Consider the following 14,699-nt stretch of genomic DNA (forward strand, 5'->3'; position numbering starts at 1 on the left):
ACGCGCTCTGCTGCTACCCAGCTGGGTAAAAGTGTTAGATCAGACCTTGGGCGAGCATCGCGTCGGCTACCTTGACGAAGCCACCGATGTTGGCGCCCACCACATAGTTTCCGGGCGCACCGTATTCGTCCGCGGTTTGGGCGCAGCGATCATGGATGCCCACCATGATCTCCGTGAGCCGCTGCTCCGTGTGCTCAAAGGACCAGGAGTCACGGCTGGCATTCTGCTGCATTTCCAAGGCAGATGTAGCCACACCACCGGCATTGGCTGCCTTGCCCGGACCGAACAGGATCCCGGCTTCCTGGAACACGGATACGGCAGAACGTGTGGACGGCATGTTGGCACCCTCAGCCACGGCGATCAGTCCGTTGCTGACCAACTTGGCCGCAGCGTCGCCGTCGAGTTCGTTCTGCGTGGCGCAGGGCAAGGCCACGGTGCCGTTCACGTCCCACACAGAACCACCGGCAACATGGCTGGCGCCCGGCCGGCGTGCGGCGTAGTCCGTGAGGCGACCACGCTCCACTTCCTTGATCTGGCTTAGAAGCGCGACGTCGATCCCGGCTTCGTCCACGATGTAGCCAGCGGAGTCCGAACACGCCACCACGTTGGCACCAAGGGATTGCGCCTTGGCGATTGCATGGATGGCCACATTACCCGAGCCAGACACCACAACGCGCTGTCCGTCGAAGGACTGTCCACGGGTTTTGAGCATCTCCTGGGCGAAAATCACCGTACCGTAGCCGGTGGCTTCGGGACGCACCAGGGAACCGCCCCATGAGATGCCTTTGCCCGTGAGGACGCCGGATTCATAGCGGTTGGTGATGCGCTTGTACTGGCCGAAGAGGTAGCCGATTTCGCGCCCACCCACACCGATATCGCCGGCCGGGACGTCGGTGTACTCGCCGATGTGACGGTACAGCTCGGTCATGAAGGACTGGCAGAACCGCATGATCTCAGCGTCGGAACGCCCGCGGGGATCGAAGTCCGAGCCACCCTTGCCACCGCCGATGGGCATGCCGGTGAGCGCGTTCTTGAAAATCTGCTCGAAGCCGAGGAACTTCACAATTCCCAGGTACACCGAGGGATGGAACCGGAGCCCACCCTTGTACGGGCCGAGGGCGGAGTTGAACTCCACACGGAACCCGCGGTTTACGTGGACGCGGCCGGCATCATCGGTCCAGGGCACACGGAAGATGATCTGGCGCTCCGGTTCGCACAGGCGTTCCAGAACAGCGCCTTCAAGGAATTCAGGATGACGATCGTGCACAGGGCCGAGGCTTTCAAAGACCTCAGTGACGGCTTGGTGGAATTCCTTCTCCCCCGGGTTCCGCGCCAACACAGTGTCGCGGACAGCTTCCAGCCTTGAATCCATGCGTCTTCCTATCCTCAGTGCGCCGGCCAGCGGCGAGACGATCAGTCCCGCTCATGGTTGCACCGAGGGACGTGGGATCTCCATCCGAAGCCAATGTGACCCACATCGCGGAGTTAACACAACTGTAGAAAATCGTTGAAAACTCAAGGAAACAAGAGATTAACAAAAACTCACAATGTGATGAGGATCACGTTAAGTCGGGTACGACTATCGCTTACGGCCGAACTTGGGAAGGTTAGGCAGGTTCGGAAGATTCGCCAAAAGATCAGCGGCCTTAGTGGCAGCGCGGCCAACGGTTCGGCCGATCTGTTGGGGCACAGTATCGTCCGAGGACGGATCCAACGTGACCGGCGTTCCGCTCGCGTGAACCTTGACAGCTTGGCCTACGGCGTCCGCACGGGTAGGCGGGACCTCCGGAGCGGGGGCACCAACGGCTGAAGGCTCAGCGGCCGCCGGCTCGGCGGAAGGCTCAGCGGCCGGCACCGCTACGGCCGGCACTGCTGCGGCCGGCACCTCCGAAGGTGCGACGACTGCGGGCGCCGGGGTGCCGACGTCGAACGTTTCCAGCCAGCTGGCGACGCCGGCCAGCGGCTTGGGATTCAGGGCATAGAAACGCTTCTGGCCCTGCGCGCGCATGCTGACGAGATCTGCCTCACGGAGCACTTTCAAATGCTTGGAAATGGTGGGCTGGCTCGCAGCCAGTTCTTCCACCAATTCGCCTACAGCTTTATCCCCAGAGCGGAGGGAGACCAGGATATCGCGCCTGGTTGCCTCAGCTATGACGGCAAATACGTCGTCAGTCACCATGCCTTACACCCTAGCGACATATACGCCAATTGGCATCCCTGTTTCGTGGCGCTACAGGCCCTAGCCAGACCGGCACCGCTCAGTCGAACCAGGGATCCAGGCCGTAGAGGGGGAAGATCTCCTTGCGCGTGGCAATAACGGTCCGGTCAACCTCATCCGCGGGATCGTAACCAACTTCCCAGGAGCGCCACCAGACGTCCACGTCATCGCCCATCGACTCCGGAGCCCACACGCCGTACGTTTCCTTCACGTAATTCCGCCACGCTTCCGGCACGGGTGTTTTCAGCGGCACCGGCCGTTGGGTCACCATGCCGATCAGATGGCTCCAGGACCGGGGCACAACACCGGTGACGTCGTAGCCGCCCCCGCCGGTAGCGATCCAGCGGTTGTCGCAATAGCGGGCGGCAAGTCCGGCGACGGCGGAGGCCGCCTCACGCTGCCCATCAACGCTGAGGTTGAGGTGCGTCAGGGGGTCATCCCGGTGGGAATCGCAGCCGTGCTGGCTGACGATGACTTCTGGTTGGAACGCCCCAACAAGCTGTGGCACCACCGCATGGAAAGCCCGGAGCCAGGCGGCGTCGCCGGTGAAGGCGGGGAGTGCCACGTTGACCGCCGTCCCAGGGGCATGCGGGCCTCCGGTTTCATTGGCAAAGCCGGTCCCGGGGAAAAGGGTGAGCCCGGTTTCGTGCAGGCTGATGGTCATGACGCGGGGGTCGTTCCAGAAAATACTCTGCGTACCGTCGCCGTGGTGCGCATCGACGTCTATGCTCACCACCCGTTGCACGCCGCCGTCGAGCAGCCGTTGGATGGCCAGCGCGACGTCGTTATAGACACAAAAGCCGCTGGCCCGCTCACGCGCGGCATGGTGCATCCCGCCGCTGAAGTTCACAGCGCGCACGGCCTGGCCGCTAAGGATGGCCTCAGCTGCAACCAGCGAACCGCCCGCGAGGCGGGCACTGGCCTCGTGCATGCCGGCGAACGCGGGATCGTCCTCCGTTCCCAGTCCGCGATCCTCCTCAGGAGCGAAAGGATCAGCACTGACCCGGCGTACAGCCTCCACATATTCGCGGCTATGGACGGAAAAAAGTTCGACGTCGGTGGCCACCGTGGGTGCCTGAACGGCCACATGGTTGTGGTTGAACAGGCCCAGTGATTCGGCGAGCCGCGCTGTCAGCTCAAGCCGCTGCGGCGCCATGGGATGACCCGGACCAAAGTTGTAGGCAGTCATGGCTGCATCCCACACCACCGTCGTTGGCAGTGCGGAGCGCGTAATGCTGGAAGCTGTTGTTCCAAGCCTTGAGTTCATCCAGAACAGGCTACCTGAGCCCGGAGTACCCTTCCGCCCGGTTACGCCGTGGGAATAGTGGTTTACTACTCAGGAAAGCTTGTTCAACCGAGGAAGAGCGCCATGTCTCAAAGCCAGTCGCGGTCCACGAGCCCGACCAACTGGCAACCCAACCAGCAGGAGCGGGAAGGTCTCTGGATCTTCACGCGCGTGCGCGACTTCGTCGACAACATTGCCAACACCTCGCCCGCGCGTTTGGCGTTGACCGTCTTTGCCGTGGTGATCCTGGTTTTCACCGGGTTGTTGTCCTTGCCCGCCGCTTCTGCGGCCGGCACGGTCACGCCTCTGCACCAGTCCATGTTCACGGCGGTTTCCGCTGTCTGCGTCACCGGGCTCACTGTAGTTTCAACCGCCACTCACTGGACCTTCTTCGGTCAGCTGGTCATCCTGATCGGCATCTTCGTTGGTGGCCTCGGCACCCTGACGCTGGCCTCCCTGCTTGCCCTCATGGTCAGCAAACGGCTGGGCGTGCGCGGCAAGCTCATCGCACAGGAAGCCATGAACAACGCGGGCAGGCTCGGCGAGGTGGGTACCCTGCTCCGGATCGTCATCGTAACGTCAGTGGTGATTGAGGCCGTTCTGGCCATCGTGCTGATCCCCCGCTTCATGGTGCTTGGCGAGAGCTTCTGGCAATCGGTGTGGCACGGCGTTTTTTACTCGATTTCCGCGTTCAACAACGCTGGATTCACGCCGCACTCCGATGGCATCGTCCCTTACGAGACAGATCTTTGGATCCTCATTCCGCTGATGCTGGGCGTCTTCCTCGGCAGCCTTGGCTTCCCCGTGGTGATGGTGCTGCAGCAGAACGGGCTCAACTGGAAGAAGTGGAACCTCCACACCAAGCTCACTATCCAGGTCTCCTTCATCCTGCTCGCGGCAGGCACGGTCCTGTGGGCGTTGATGGAGTGGGACAACGTACGGACCATCGGCCATATGAGCATGGGCGACAAAGTGATCCATTCCTTGTTCGCCTCCGTGATGACCCGTTCCGGCGGCTTCAACCTGGTGGATCAAAACCACATGGAGTCCACCACCATGCTCCTCACCGATGCCCTCATGTTTGCCGGTGGCGGATCCGCGTCCACCGCAGGCGGCATCAAGGTGACAACCATCGCGGTGATGTTCCTGGCCATCATGGCTGAAGCGCGCGGCGACGCCGACGTCAAGGTCTACGGACGCACCATTCCCCAAGGAACTATGCGCGTGGCGATCTCCGTAATCGTGGCCGGAGCCACCCTGGTCTCAGTTGCCGCTTTCCTGTTGCTCTCCATCAGCGGCGCCTCCCTGGACAGGGTGCTCTTCGAATCCATTTCCGCCTTCGCCACCGTGGGACTGAGCACTAACCTCAGTGCCGAGCTGCCGCCGTCGGGCGTTTATGTCCTGACCGCCCTCATGTTCGCAGGACGCGTAGGCACCGTAACCCTGGCGGCCGGGTTGGCCCTTCGCCAACGCAGCCAGCTGTACCACTACCCGGAAGAGAGGCCAATCATTGGCTAGTAGCACAGGGGCAGCAAACCGCCCCGCCCACAACTCACCAGTGCTGGTCATTGGCCTCGGCCGTTTCGGCTCCGCCACCGCAGAGCAACTGGTCAAGCAAGGCCGTGAAGTCCTGGCTATTGAGCGTGACCGCATCCTCGTCCAGAAGTGGGCCCCTGTCCTCACTCACGTGGTGGAAGCCGACGCCACCAACATCGATGCGCTGCGCCAGTTGGGCGCCCAGGAATTCAGTTCGGCGGTGGTGGGTGTTGGTACGTCCATCGAGTCCTCGGTGCTCATCACCGTGAACTTGGTGGACCTGGGCATTCAACACCTGTGGGTCAAGGCCATCACGCCCTCGCACGGCAAGATCCTCACCCGGATCGGCGCCAACCACGTGATCTACCCGGAGGCCGACGCCGGTGTCCGTGCAGCACACCTGGTGTCCGGCCGCATGCTGGACTTCATCGAGTTTGACGACGACTACGCAATCGTCAAGATGTACCCGCCCAAGGAGACCGTGGGCTTCACCTTGGAAGAATCCAAAGTCCGCTCGAAGTACGGCGTGACGATCGTAGGTGTAAAAACTCCGGGCGAGGACTTCACCTACGCCCGCCCGGAAACCAAGGTGTCCGGCCACGACATGTTGATCGTGTCCGGACACGTGGACTTGCTGGAGCGCTTCGCGGCGCGGCCATAATCCAGCTGGAGTTTTTGTACAGCTAACGCCCTTTAGACGCTCTTTTAGGGGCGTTATCTGTACAAAAAATCAGCCGAGCTGTTTGGTGATTTCAGCTGCACGGGCCGCTGCCGCGCGTGCACCGTCAGCGATGATCTTGGGGATGCCGCCGTCGTCAAAGGCCGCAATGGCGCGCTCGGTGGTGCCGTTGGGGCTGGTGACGGCGACCCTCAGCTGTGTGGGGTCCGCTCCCGGCTCAGCCAACATGAAACCCGCGCCTGCCACCGTTTCGCGGGCGAGCATCACGGACAGTTCCTGGTCCAGGCCAAGTTCGACGCCGGCAGCAGCCATGGCCTCAGCCAGATAGAAAGCGTAGGCCGGCCCGGAGCCGCTGATAGCAGAGAGCGCATCCACTTGCTCTTCAGGAATCTCCACCACTGTTCCCGCCCCGGCGAACGCCGTCTTGGCCCTTTCGAGCTGCTCAGATGTGCAATGGGTACCTGGGGAGACGGAGATGACCCCACGACCCAGCCGTGCGGGGGTGTTGGGCATGGTGCGGATCACCGGCTGCCCATCCGGCAATGCCGCTTCAAGCTGTTCGATGGAGACGGCAGCCGCGACGCTGACAACGATCGTGTCCTTCGCCAGCGCGGGGCCGATCTCCCGGGCCAGGTCAAGGATGCCCACCGGCTTGACGCCCAGGATGACCATGCCCGAGCCCTTGGTGGCCAGCTTGTTGTTGTCCGGCTCTTCCTCGCCTGCAATGGCCATGACCCCGTGGCGCTGGGCCAATTCATCGGCGCGTTCTGCACGGCGCACGGTAGCGACGATGTCCGAAGGGTCCGTCCCGGCGGCGACAAGGCCTCCCAGAATTGCCTCGTTCATGGATCCACAGCCAAGGAATGCGATTCGGTTGCTCATGGCTCCATCATTGCAGTTGGCCGTGGACGGGGTCTAACGAATGCCGGATTCCCAGCTTGCTCCCAAGGTTATTGCAGGCAGCACTCATGCTTGGTCCGTAACTTAGTAGTTACCTCATTGAGGGTGCGAGTGATGAAGGCGGGCATGGGGATGTCCGCCAGCAGCACCGGTGGCCGGGCGGGTTTTCCCCCATTTCCCGATTCGGCCGCCGGTGCTTTCGCTTTTAACACAGCGTTCCAGCGTCGGGCGCCGGGTCCAGCGCCCGACGCCGGCTAGTTGTCTACGCTGCGCAGCGACGGCACGCTGAGGTGCTGCCGGGCGAAACGCAACGTTTCAGCCAGCATTTCCTCACGTTCCCCCGCAACCTTGGCCTTGCGGGTGGAAATCTCCGCTACTACTACGCCGTCAAAACCGGTGGCGGCCAGGTGCTGCAAGGCATCGGCGCATTGTTGCGTTCCAGTGCCAGGCACCAGATGCTCGTCCTTGCCCGAACCCGAGCCATCGGTGAGATGGACGTGCCGGAGCTTGTTCCCGAGCGCTTTGATGGCTTCCAAACTGTTGGCCCCGGCAGTGGCAGCGTGCGAGAAGTCCCACGTGACGTCGTCGTAATCCTGGCCCAACGGGTCCCAGTGCGGTAGGTAGGCCACCGCCTCACGCCCACGGACCCGCCACGGGTACATGTTCTCCACGGCGATCCGAACGCGGTACCTCGCAGCGATTTCACGCACGCCTTCTACGAAGTTCTCCGCGTAATTGGACTGCCACCGGAACGGCGGGTGAACCACCACGGTGTCGCAGCCGACATCCGCGGCCATTTGGCAGGACTTTTCGATCTTGTTCCACGCCGTGCCCCAAACCTGCTGCGTCAACAGCAAAGTAGGCGCGTGGATGGAGACGATCTCCTGGTGGTACCGGTGGCTCAGCTGGATCAGGGCATCGGGGTTCTGGCTCACCGCATTGTTGGTGACCATCACCTCAACGCCCTCGTAGCCCAGATCCTGCGCCACGGCGAAGGCGTCATGGACGCTCAGGGGATACACGGACGCGCTGGACAGCGCCACGGGGATTTGGCGGGCATTCACTTCAGGTTCGACGTCGTTGCTCATCTCAGGAGGCCAGCCCGCCTGCCACAGGGGCTGGGACCGGTGTTGGGGACGGTGTGTTGACAGGGACCGGGAATTCTTTGAACCCCGGGTGGGGTTCTTCATCTTTTTCAGGAGCCTTGCCGGCTTCCTTTGCTGCCTTCTTCTTTGACTTATCCTTCTTACGCTTCCCCACGTGCGGCGCCGGGTCCAATGCTTCCTCAAAGACCAACTGGTCCAGGCGGCGCAGGATCAGGCCCTCGCGGAGGGCCCAGGGGCAAATTTCCATCTTGGGGAATTCGAAGAGTTCCAGCGCCGCTTCAGCCACCAAGGCTCCCGCCAGTAACTGGCGGGCACGGGCGTCGGAAACGCCGGGAAGGTACAACCGGTCCTCCACTGTCATGGCCGAAATCCGTTGCGCCCACAGTCCCAGATCTGCTGCGTGGAGTTCGCGCTTAACGTACGGTCCTGCCCCGCTGGGGGCTGCACCGGCGATGCGCGCCAACGACCGGAACGTTTTGGACGTGCCAGCCACCAAGTTGGCCCGGCCCAGCTCGTGGAAGTCCCGGACCACGGGCTTCAACGTGGACCGGATATACCGGCGCAGTTCCTTGACGCTCTTGGCAGTAGGCGGATCGTCGTGGAGCCAGTCCCGCGTCAAACGGCTGGCACCAAGGGGAACTGACGTGGCGTGCTCAGGAAGTTCGTCCGTTCCATACGCCATTTCGAACGAGCCGCCCCCGATGTCCAGGTCAAGAATGGGACCTGCGCCCCATCCGTACCAACGGCGTACGGCGAAGAACGTCATGGAGGCTTCTTCGCTGCCCGTAAGTTCCTGGAGGGTCACCGTGGTTTCGTGCTTGACCAGGGCCAGAACCTCGGGGCCATTGGTTGCTTCCCGAATGGCCGAGGTACAGAACGCAAGGAGGTCCTCGGCCTTATGCCTGGCCGCGAACTCCCAGGCCTCCAGGACGAATTCAATGAGCTCGTGCTGTCCGGCGTCGTTGATGTTGCCGTCACCGTCGAGGTACTGCACCAGAGAAAGCGGGCGCTTGTGGGAAGCGAAAGCTACCGGACGCGCGCCAGGGTGAGCGTCCACCAGCAGTAGGTGGACGGTGTTGGACCCGATGTCGAGAACGCCAAGACGCATTCTGCCATTATTCACCGATTCGAAGCCTGCGAAGCAACTTAGCCAAGACGTTTCGCCGGTCGATTGGTTCCCGACAGCTTGGGCGGGCCCTATTCGGCGGGCTCCCCGGCTTCGTCGGCGCGCTTGAAGTCGCGGCGAATGTTGGCAATGCCCTCGGGATCGATTTCGAAGCCGAATTCGCTCCCGGGGTTGATGACCATGCCCAGTTCGTCCCCGATGTTGCCCAGGATGGCAGAGCCCATGGTGCCCAGAACGTGCGGGGCTGCCTCGAGGAAGCGGTCATCGACGCGGCTCGGGTGGCTGAAGACGGCCAAAACAGGCTGGCCGTCGGCGTTCGAGAGCACCAAGGGCTCCACCGATGAGTCCGGGCCGTCCACAGCTTCCGAGCTGACGAGGTAAACCTCGTTGTTCAGGAAAGCGAGGATGACGTCCACCGGGTTAGCGTCCGGCTGTTCGGCCGAGGCCAGCTTGGCCTCGAGGTCGTTCAAGGGTTCACTATCCGGTGAAACGGTCTGTTCAGTCATGGTTCTACTCGACCACGATGCCGGCCGGGACGCAATTCGTGAGTGCTGCCCCGGCCGTCATTCAAGCTACTTTTTGGCTGTTGCCCTCTTGGCCGGCGCCTTGCGGGTGGTGGTCCGCTTGACCGGTCCCTTGGCACGCTTTTCCGCCAACAGCTCAACGGCTTGTTCCCGAGTCAACTCCTCAAGTGAGGTTGAGCGCGGGACGGTGATGTTGGTGACGCCGTCAGTGATGTAAGGGCCGAAACGGCCTTCCTTCACCACAATGTTCTTCTCGGACACGGGGTCCGGACCAAACTCAGCCAGCGGCGGGACGGCCGCGCGGGCGCCACGCTGCTTGGGCTGCGAGTAGATCTCCAGGGCCTGTTCCAGGGTGATCGTGAAGATCTCCTCTTCCGAACCTATGGAGCGGGAGTCCGTGCCCTTCTTCAGGTACGGACCGAATCTGCCATTCTGCACCGTGATGGGGTTGCCGTCCGCGTCCTCACCGAGGACCCGGGGCAGGCTCATCAGGGCAAGCGCTTCATCCAAGGTGACCGTATCCACGGTCATGGACTTGAACAGGGAACCCGTACGCGGCTTGGCTTTCACCGGCTTCTTGGGAGGCTTGGGCTTGCCGTTCTTGTAATACTCCACCGGTTGGTTGGCTAGTTGTTCCTCGGTCATCTCCGGGATGATCTCAGTGACGTACGCGCCATAGCGGCCGTTCTTGGCAACGATGGTGTGGCCGGTGTGCGGGTCCGTTCCCAGAACCCGTTCCTCGGGGGCCGCCGTCTCCATGAGCTCTTTGGCTTTGTCGGCCGTGAGTTCGTCCGGAGCGAGTTCTTCGGGGACGTTGGCCCGCGCGGACTCAACCACTTCGCCGGTCTTCGCATCAAGGGTGGGGATGGAGCTTTCCAAGTACGGGCCGAATTTGCCCACACGCAGCGTGATGCCCTCGGCGATCGGCACGGAATTGATCTCGCGCGCATCGATTTCGCCAAGGTTGTTGACGATGCTCAGCAGGCCGGGGTCTGCATCTTCACCGTAGTAGAAGTGCTTGAGCCAGGCAGCGCCCACAGCCTGGCCGTTGGCGATCTTATCCAGATCCCCTTCCATGTCTGCGGTGAACTCGTAGTCCACATAATCCGTGAAGTGCTGTTCCAGCAAGCGGATCACAGAGAACGCGATCCAGCTGGGAACCAAAGCGGAGCCCTGCTTACGGACGTAGCCACGGTCCTGGATGGTGGAAATGGTGGACGCGTAGGTGGACGGGCGGCCGATGCCACGCTTTTCCAACTCAGCGGTCAGCGATGCTTCCGTGTAACGCGGAGGCGGGGACGTTTCGTGGCCGACAGCCACGATCTCCGAAGCCGTAAGGGAATCATCCTTGGAAACGTTCGGCAGGCGACGGGCTTCGTCGGAATCATCGTCCCCGCGGCTCTCGTCCTTGCCCTCTTCATAGGCTGCAAGGAAGCCCGGGAAGGTGATGACCGTACCGGAAGCCGAGAATTCGGCGTCGCGGCCGTCAGCGGCCACTGCGCCGAGGCGGATGGTGGCAGTGGAACCCTTGGCATCAGCCATCTGGGAGGCCACGGTGCGCTTCCAGATGAGCTCGTACAGGCGGAACTCGTCACCGCTCAGCTGCTTGGCAACCTGCGCCGGCGTACGGAACGAGTCACCCGCGGGACGAATGGCCTCGTGAGCTTCCTGGGCGTTGGCAGCCTTGTTCGCGTAAACGCGGGGGCTCTGGGGAACGTACTCGGGACCATACAGCTCGGAAGCCTGGCGGCGGGCTGCGGTGAGTGCTTCATCGCTCAAGGCGGATGAGTCCGTACGCATATAGGTGATGTAGCCGTTTTCATACAGGCGCTGGGCAACCTGCATGGTGCTCTTGGAGGAGAAGCGGAGCTTACGGCCGGCTTCCTGCTGCAGGGTGGAGGTGGTGAACGGCGCGGCAGGGCGGCGGGTGTAGGGCTTGGTATCTACGGAGCGGACACGGAAATCAGCGTTTTCCAGTCCGGCAGCCAAAGAGGTGGCAAGTTCCTGGTTGAGGTGCACCACGTTGGAGGACGTCAGCTGCCCGTTGTCATTGAAGTCCCGGCCGCTGGCTACCTTGGAACCATCCACGGCGGCAAGCTTTGCCTTGAACGAACCCGAGTCCGAACCGAACTGGCCCGTGAGATCCCAGTAGGACGCTGCGCGGAAGGCCATGCGTTCACGTTCGCGGTCCACCACCATGCGGGTCACCACGGACTGCACACGGCCAGCCGAGAGCCCGCGGGCCACCTTGCGCCACAACACGGGGGAGATCTCGTAGCCGTAGAGGCGGTCAAGAATACGACGCGTCTCCTGGGCATCCACCAAAGCGGTGTCGACGTCACGGAGGTTGTCCATGGCGCGGTGGATGGCTTCCTTGGTGATTTCACCGAACGTCATGCGATAGACGGGAACCTTGGGCTTGAGGACCTCCAGGAGGTGCCACGCGATGGCTTCGCCTTCGCGGTCCCCATCGGTTGCGAGGTAGAGCGCGTCAGCGTCTTTCAGCTGGGCCTTGAGCTCGGCAACCTTTTTCTTCTTGTCCGGGGAGACAACGTAGTACGGTTTGAAGTCGTTTTCGACGTCTACTGCGAACTTGCCCAGCGAGGTCTTCTTCAGTTCGGCAGGGAGGTCAGATGGCTGCGGGAGGTCCCGGATATGGCCGATCGAAGCCTCGACGATGAAGCCCTCGCCAAGATACTTGGCGATGGTCTTGCTCTTGGCGGGAGACTCCACGATCACGAGTTTCTTGCCGGTTTTTGCCTTGCTGGGCACGGTGCTCCTACAGAAAAAATGTGTAATTGGGCTGGTGCCCATATTGGCCTAGTTCACCATAGTTTGCAGAATCCTGCGTTCTGGTGCGGAACAAGGACGGACATTCGATGGTCCGGCGGGCTGTTACTGACCGGGCGCTAAGCGGTCGTCCGGGATCATTGACCACAAGGTTGCCACACGTTCGGCACCTTCGGGTATGTGAGTGGGATCCTCAAGTTCGTACTCCCGCAGAACCGCGCGGATTCTGTCCAAAAGTTCCCTGCGCTGCGGGTTGGTCAGATACAACAAGTTGCTGGAGAGAACAACCGCTGCCGGTTCTTCCCCGGTTTCCCCCCGCTGCCGGCGTTCGCCGCGGGCCCTGGCGAATGCAGAAGCCCTGCGTCGGAAGGCATCCAGCTCAAGGTCCACGACGGCTATCTCAGGACTGGCGACGCTGCCTCCGGAGATGGTGAAGTCTGTTCCCGCTGCCTTCCAGCGGCGTTCCCTGGCGTCGCCCGCATTTTCCGCCGGAGCCACGATGCCCCACTTTTGGAGAGCCCTGAGGTGGTAGCTCATTGCACTGGGCGTCAGGCCTGTCCTGGCAGCGAGTTCGGTGGCTGTGTGGCTGACCTGTGTGGCGTACAGCTCAGAGATGACCTCCAGCCGGGCGGCATGCGCCAAAGCACGGATGGCCTTGGGATCGGTGATCACAACCGTCTTCTCGGCACGTTTCCGTCGAGGAACGTCTCCTGACGCTTGGGATGTTTCGTTGTTCACAGTCACTTCATCAGTGTAGTCAGGGTCACTTCCCGGAGGTCCGGCACTTGATGAGCGCGCCGTAGTCCGGATCATTCGCCCACCTGCTCCGGGTCCGGAAGGAGGAATCCGTCCAACACCAGGTTGGTGACGTCGCGGAAGAGTCCTTCGCGGAAAGCCTCTTCATCGAAGCCCTCGCCCCCGCCCAGGAGCGATACCAAGGCCGAAGTGATCTGCCGGACGGACAATTGGCCGTCGCATGCGGAGACGAAACCGGCGAGTTCGGTGCTCAGCAGGTTGGTCCGCCGAAGCCCTGCCCCTTGCCGGAGCAGGATGACCCCCGGATGGGCAGCCCCTGGACGTTGGTGCCTTTCCTCCGTGACATCCTCGGCAACCACCAAGTGCGCCAAGGAAACTGAATGTGCAGCAGCCCAGTCAGCCCGTTCCACGGCGGCGCCGAGATGGGGACCGATGGGTTGTTCGATCGGGTACGTGATTTCCTCGAAGCGGTTGATGACGGCCCCGAGCGCTTGCGCCGGGCGACGCAACCAGATCATGCCGAAGCCGATTCCCTCAACGTCCCTGGAAGAAAAATCATCCAAATATGCCGCGTACGCGTCCTGGTATTGCCCGTCCTCGCGGTTCTGGGAAGCATCCTGAAGCCACGTCTCCGCGTACTGCTCAGGGCCAACCTGTTCCCGTTGAATAAACCAGACGTCCAAACCTGAGTTCCTAAGCCATGCCTGGGGCCGGTCCTTCCAGTCCGAACCAGAGGTTATCTCCCAGTTGCCCAGCATCTGCGCTATGCCGCCGGGCTCCAGGACCTCCGCCAGGGACTGTACAAGGGAAGCCACGATGTCGTCCCCCGGAAGCCCGCCGTCGCGGTAGGTGAACTGGTCGGAGGAGGATTCACCACCCGTTCGCGGAGTGATGACGAAGGGCGGATTGGACACCACCAGGCCGAACTGTTCCCCTGCCACCGGTTCCAGAAGCGACCCATGCCGCAGGCTCACCCTGCCCTCCAGGTTTTCGGGGTCCAGCTCCAGTTCCGCAGCGTTCAACAGAAGATTAAAGCGTGTGAAAGCGAGTGCCCTCTCGGAAATGTCCGTGGCCGTCACATGGTCGCAGTGATGGAGCAAGTGGAACGTTTGGATACCGCAGCCGGTGCCCACGTCCAGCGCTCGTTTGATGTGCTTCCTGACTGTGGTCTGCACCAGCGTGGTGGAGGCGCGCCCGATCCCCAGGACATGATCATGCCTCAACACTCCCGGCTGTTGGTGGGCTGCGAGGTCGCTGGCAACCCAGAGTTCCGCGCCGCCACTGCCGTCTGCATTGGCGTCCCAACCGTAAGGGCGCAGGTCCACTTTGGCCTTGACCACCCCTGAATCCACTGTGACGAGCCCCAGTTCCGCAAGTCCATGAGTGCGGATGCCGGGGAGAGCGGAATCGATGTCCGCCACAGACTGCGGAACGGCCAACAACCACAGGCGAACGACAACTGCCGACGATCGGAGGGCCGGGTCCTGAGAGTCCATGTGCCGCTCGCTGGCCAGCAGAGCAGGGATGAGCTGGTCCCTGCCGAGTGCTTCAGAGGCGGAGGTCCCCAGAAGTTCAGCCACACCATCCACTGTGTAGGAGAGTGCACGAAGGTCCGCGGCAAGCGCCGACAGCAGTTGGGGTTGGTCGCTGCGGGGAGCATCGTCAGTGTTGCCGGAGGTAAAGGAGGAAGCTGTGTCAGTCACCTTGCAAGTGTAGGGGCGGCGTGCCGTGCCCTGGGATGCTGAACCTGTCCTATGTGGACAATCGGGTCCTATGTGG

At 62.2% G+C, this 14,699-nt stretch carries 12 protein-coding genes; 2 read left to right on the forward strand and 10 right to left on the reverse strand.

Going from position 1 to position 14,699, the window contains the following annotated elements; genetic code table 11:
* Positions 1-34: 34 nt before the first annotated feature.
* The 3 genes from gdhA to ACZ5J0_RS15635 form a co-directional block, all read right to left on the reverse strand.
* Entirely contained in the window at positions 35-1,372 is a 1,338-nt protein-coding gene (gene gdhA, locus ACZ5J0_RS15625; protein WP_464093481.1) for an NADP-specific glutamate dehydrogenase, read from the reverse strand.
* Positions 1,373-1,579: 207 nt separating this feature from the next.
* Positions 1,580-2,179, reverse strand: coding sequence for an ArsR/SmtB family transcription factor (locus ACZ5J0_RS15630; protein WP_464093482.1), 600 nt, complete (start codon positions 2,177-2,179; stop codon positions 1,580-1,582).
* A gap of 79 nt (positions 2,180-2,258) precedes the next feature.
* Positions 2,259-3,485, reverse strand: coding sequence for an acetoin utilization protein AcuC (locus ACZ5J0_RS15635; RefSeq protein ID WP_464097201.1), 1,227 nt, complete (start codon positions 3,483-3,485; stop codon positions 2,259-2,261).
* A gap of 102 nt (positions 3,486-3,587) precedes the next feature.
* On the opposite strand from ACZ5J0_RS15635, the gene ACZ5J0_RS15640 reads away from it, so the two are divergent.
* Both ACZ5J0_RS15640 and ACZ5J0_RS15645 read left to right on the forward strand, forming a co-directional pair.
* Positions 3,588-5,021, forward strand: a complete 1,434-nt coding sequence (locus ACZ5J0_RS15640) for a TrkH family potassium uptake protein (RefSeq protein ID WP_142938058.1) — start codon at positions 3,588-3,590, stop codon at positions 5,019-5,021.
* A 40-nt stretch (positions 5,022-5,061) separates the two neighbouring features.
* Positions 5,062-5,700 carry a potassium channel family protein gene (locus ACZ5J0_RS15645; protein WP_464094739.1) on the forward strand — a complete coding sequence of 213 codons (639 nt, stop codon included), beginning with the start codon at positions 5,062-5,064 and terminating at the stop codon, positions 5,698-5,700.
* A gap of 69 nt (positions 5,701-5,769) precedes the next feature.
* Here the strand turns inward: ACZ5J0_RS15645 and proC are convergent, their stop codons facing one another.
* The 7 genes from proC to ACZ5J0_RS15680 form a co-directional block, all read right to left on the reverse strand.
* Positions 5,770-6,600 (reverse strand): pyrroline-5-carboxylate reductase, encoded by an 831-nt coding sequence (proC, locus tag ACZ5J0_RS15650; RefSeq protein WP_142938057.1) that lies wholly within the window; start codon positions 6,598-6,600, stop codon positions 5,770-5,772.
* A gap of 272 nt (positions 6,601-6,872) precedes the next feature.
* The gene (locus tag ACZ5J0_RS15655) at positions 6,873-7,706 is read right to left on the reverse strand and encodes a sugar phosphate isomerase/epimerase family protein (protein WP_166841831.1); all 834 of its coding nucleotides are present in this window, start codon (positions 7,704-7,706) and stop codon (positions 6,873-6,875) included.
* 1 nt (position 7,707) lies between these two features.
* The gene (locus ACZ5J0_RS15660) at positions 7,708-8,832 is read right to left on the reverse strand and encodes a Ppx/GppA phosphatase family protein (protein WP_166841832.1); all 1,125 of its coding nucleotides are present in this window, start codon (positions 8,830-8,832) and stop codon (positions 7,708-7,710) included.
* Positions 8,833-8,921: 89 nt separating this feature from the next.
* Positions 8,922-9,356 carry an SseB family protein gene (locus ACZ5J0_RS15665; RefSeq protein WP_142938054.1) on the reverse strand — a complete coding sequence of 145 codons (435 nt, stop codon included), beginning with the start codon at positions 9,354-9,356 and terminating at the stop codon, positions 8,922-8,924.
* 66 nt (positions 9,357-9,422) lie between these two features.
* A complete protein-coding gene (topA, locus tag ACZ5J0_RS15670) occupies positions 9,423-12,146 on the reverse strand; it encodes a type I DNA topoisomerase (RefSeq protein WP_166841834.1) in 2,724 nt (907 codons plus the stop codon).
* Between the two features lie 123 nt (positions 12,147-12,269).
* Positions 12,270-12,977: an ArsR/SmtB family transcription factor gene (locus ACZ5J0_RS15675; protein ID WP_464093483.1), complete on the reverse strand. Its 708-nt coding sequence runs from the start codon at positions 12,975-12,977 to the stop codon at positions 12,270-12,272.
* The gene (locus tag ACZ5J0_RS15680) at positions 12,974-14,623 is read right to left on the reverse strand and encodes a DUF7059 domain-containing protein (protein ID WP_142938051.1); all 1,650 of its coding nucleotides are present in this window, start codon (positions 14,621-14,623) and stop codon (positions 12,974-12,976) included. Before ACZ5J0_RS15680 ends, ACZ5J0_RS15675 begins: the two co-directional genes overlap by 4 nt.
* Between the last annotated feature and the right edge of the window lie 76 nt (positions 14,624-14,699).

The organism is Arthrobacter sp. DualSoilB13, assembly GCF_055389195.1.

What these genes read in the sequence shown, in the direction of transcription:
- proC (WP_142938057.1), bottom strand. Translation starts at nt 6,600, where the DNA reads ATGAGCAACCGAATCGCATTCCTTGGCTGTGGATCCATGAACGAGGCA.
- ACZ5J0_RS15660 (WP_166841832.1), bottom strand. Translation starts at nt 8,832, where the DNA reads ATGCGTCTTGGCGTTCTCGACATCGGGTCCAACACCGTCCACCTACTG.
- gdhA (WP_464093481.1), bottom strand. Translation starts at nt 1,372, where the DNA reads ATGGATTCAAGGCTGGAAGCTGTCCGCGACACTGTGTTGGCGCGGAAC.
- ACZ5J0_RS15675 (WP_464093483.1), bottom strand. Translation starts at nt 12,977, where the DNA reads ATGATCCGGACTACGGCGCGCTCATCAAGTGCCGGACCTCCGGGAAGT.
- ACZ5J0_RS15640 (WP_142938058.1), top strand. Translation starts at nt 3,588, where the DNA reads ATGTCTCAAAGCCAGTCGCGGTCCACGAGCCCGACCAACTGGCAACCC.
- ACZ5J0_RS15630 (WP_464093482.1), bottom strand. Translation starts at nt 2,179, where the DNA reads ATGGTGACTGACGACGTATTTGCCGTCATAGCTGAGGCAACCAGGCGC.
- ACZ5J0_RS15665 (WP_142938054.1), bottom strand. Translation starts at nt 9,356, where the DNA reads ATGACTGAACAGACCGTTTCACCGGATAGTGAACCCTTGAACGACCTC.
- ACZ5J0_RS15655 (WP_166841831.1), bottom strand. Translation starts at nt 7,706, where the DNA reads ATGAGCAACGACGTCGAACCTGAAGTGAATGCCCGCCAAATCCCCGTG.
- ACZ5J0_RS15635 (WP_464097201.1), bottom strand. Translation starts at nt 3,485, where the DNA reads ATGAACTCAAGGCTTGGAACAACAGCTTCCAGCATTACGCGCTCCGCA.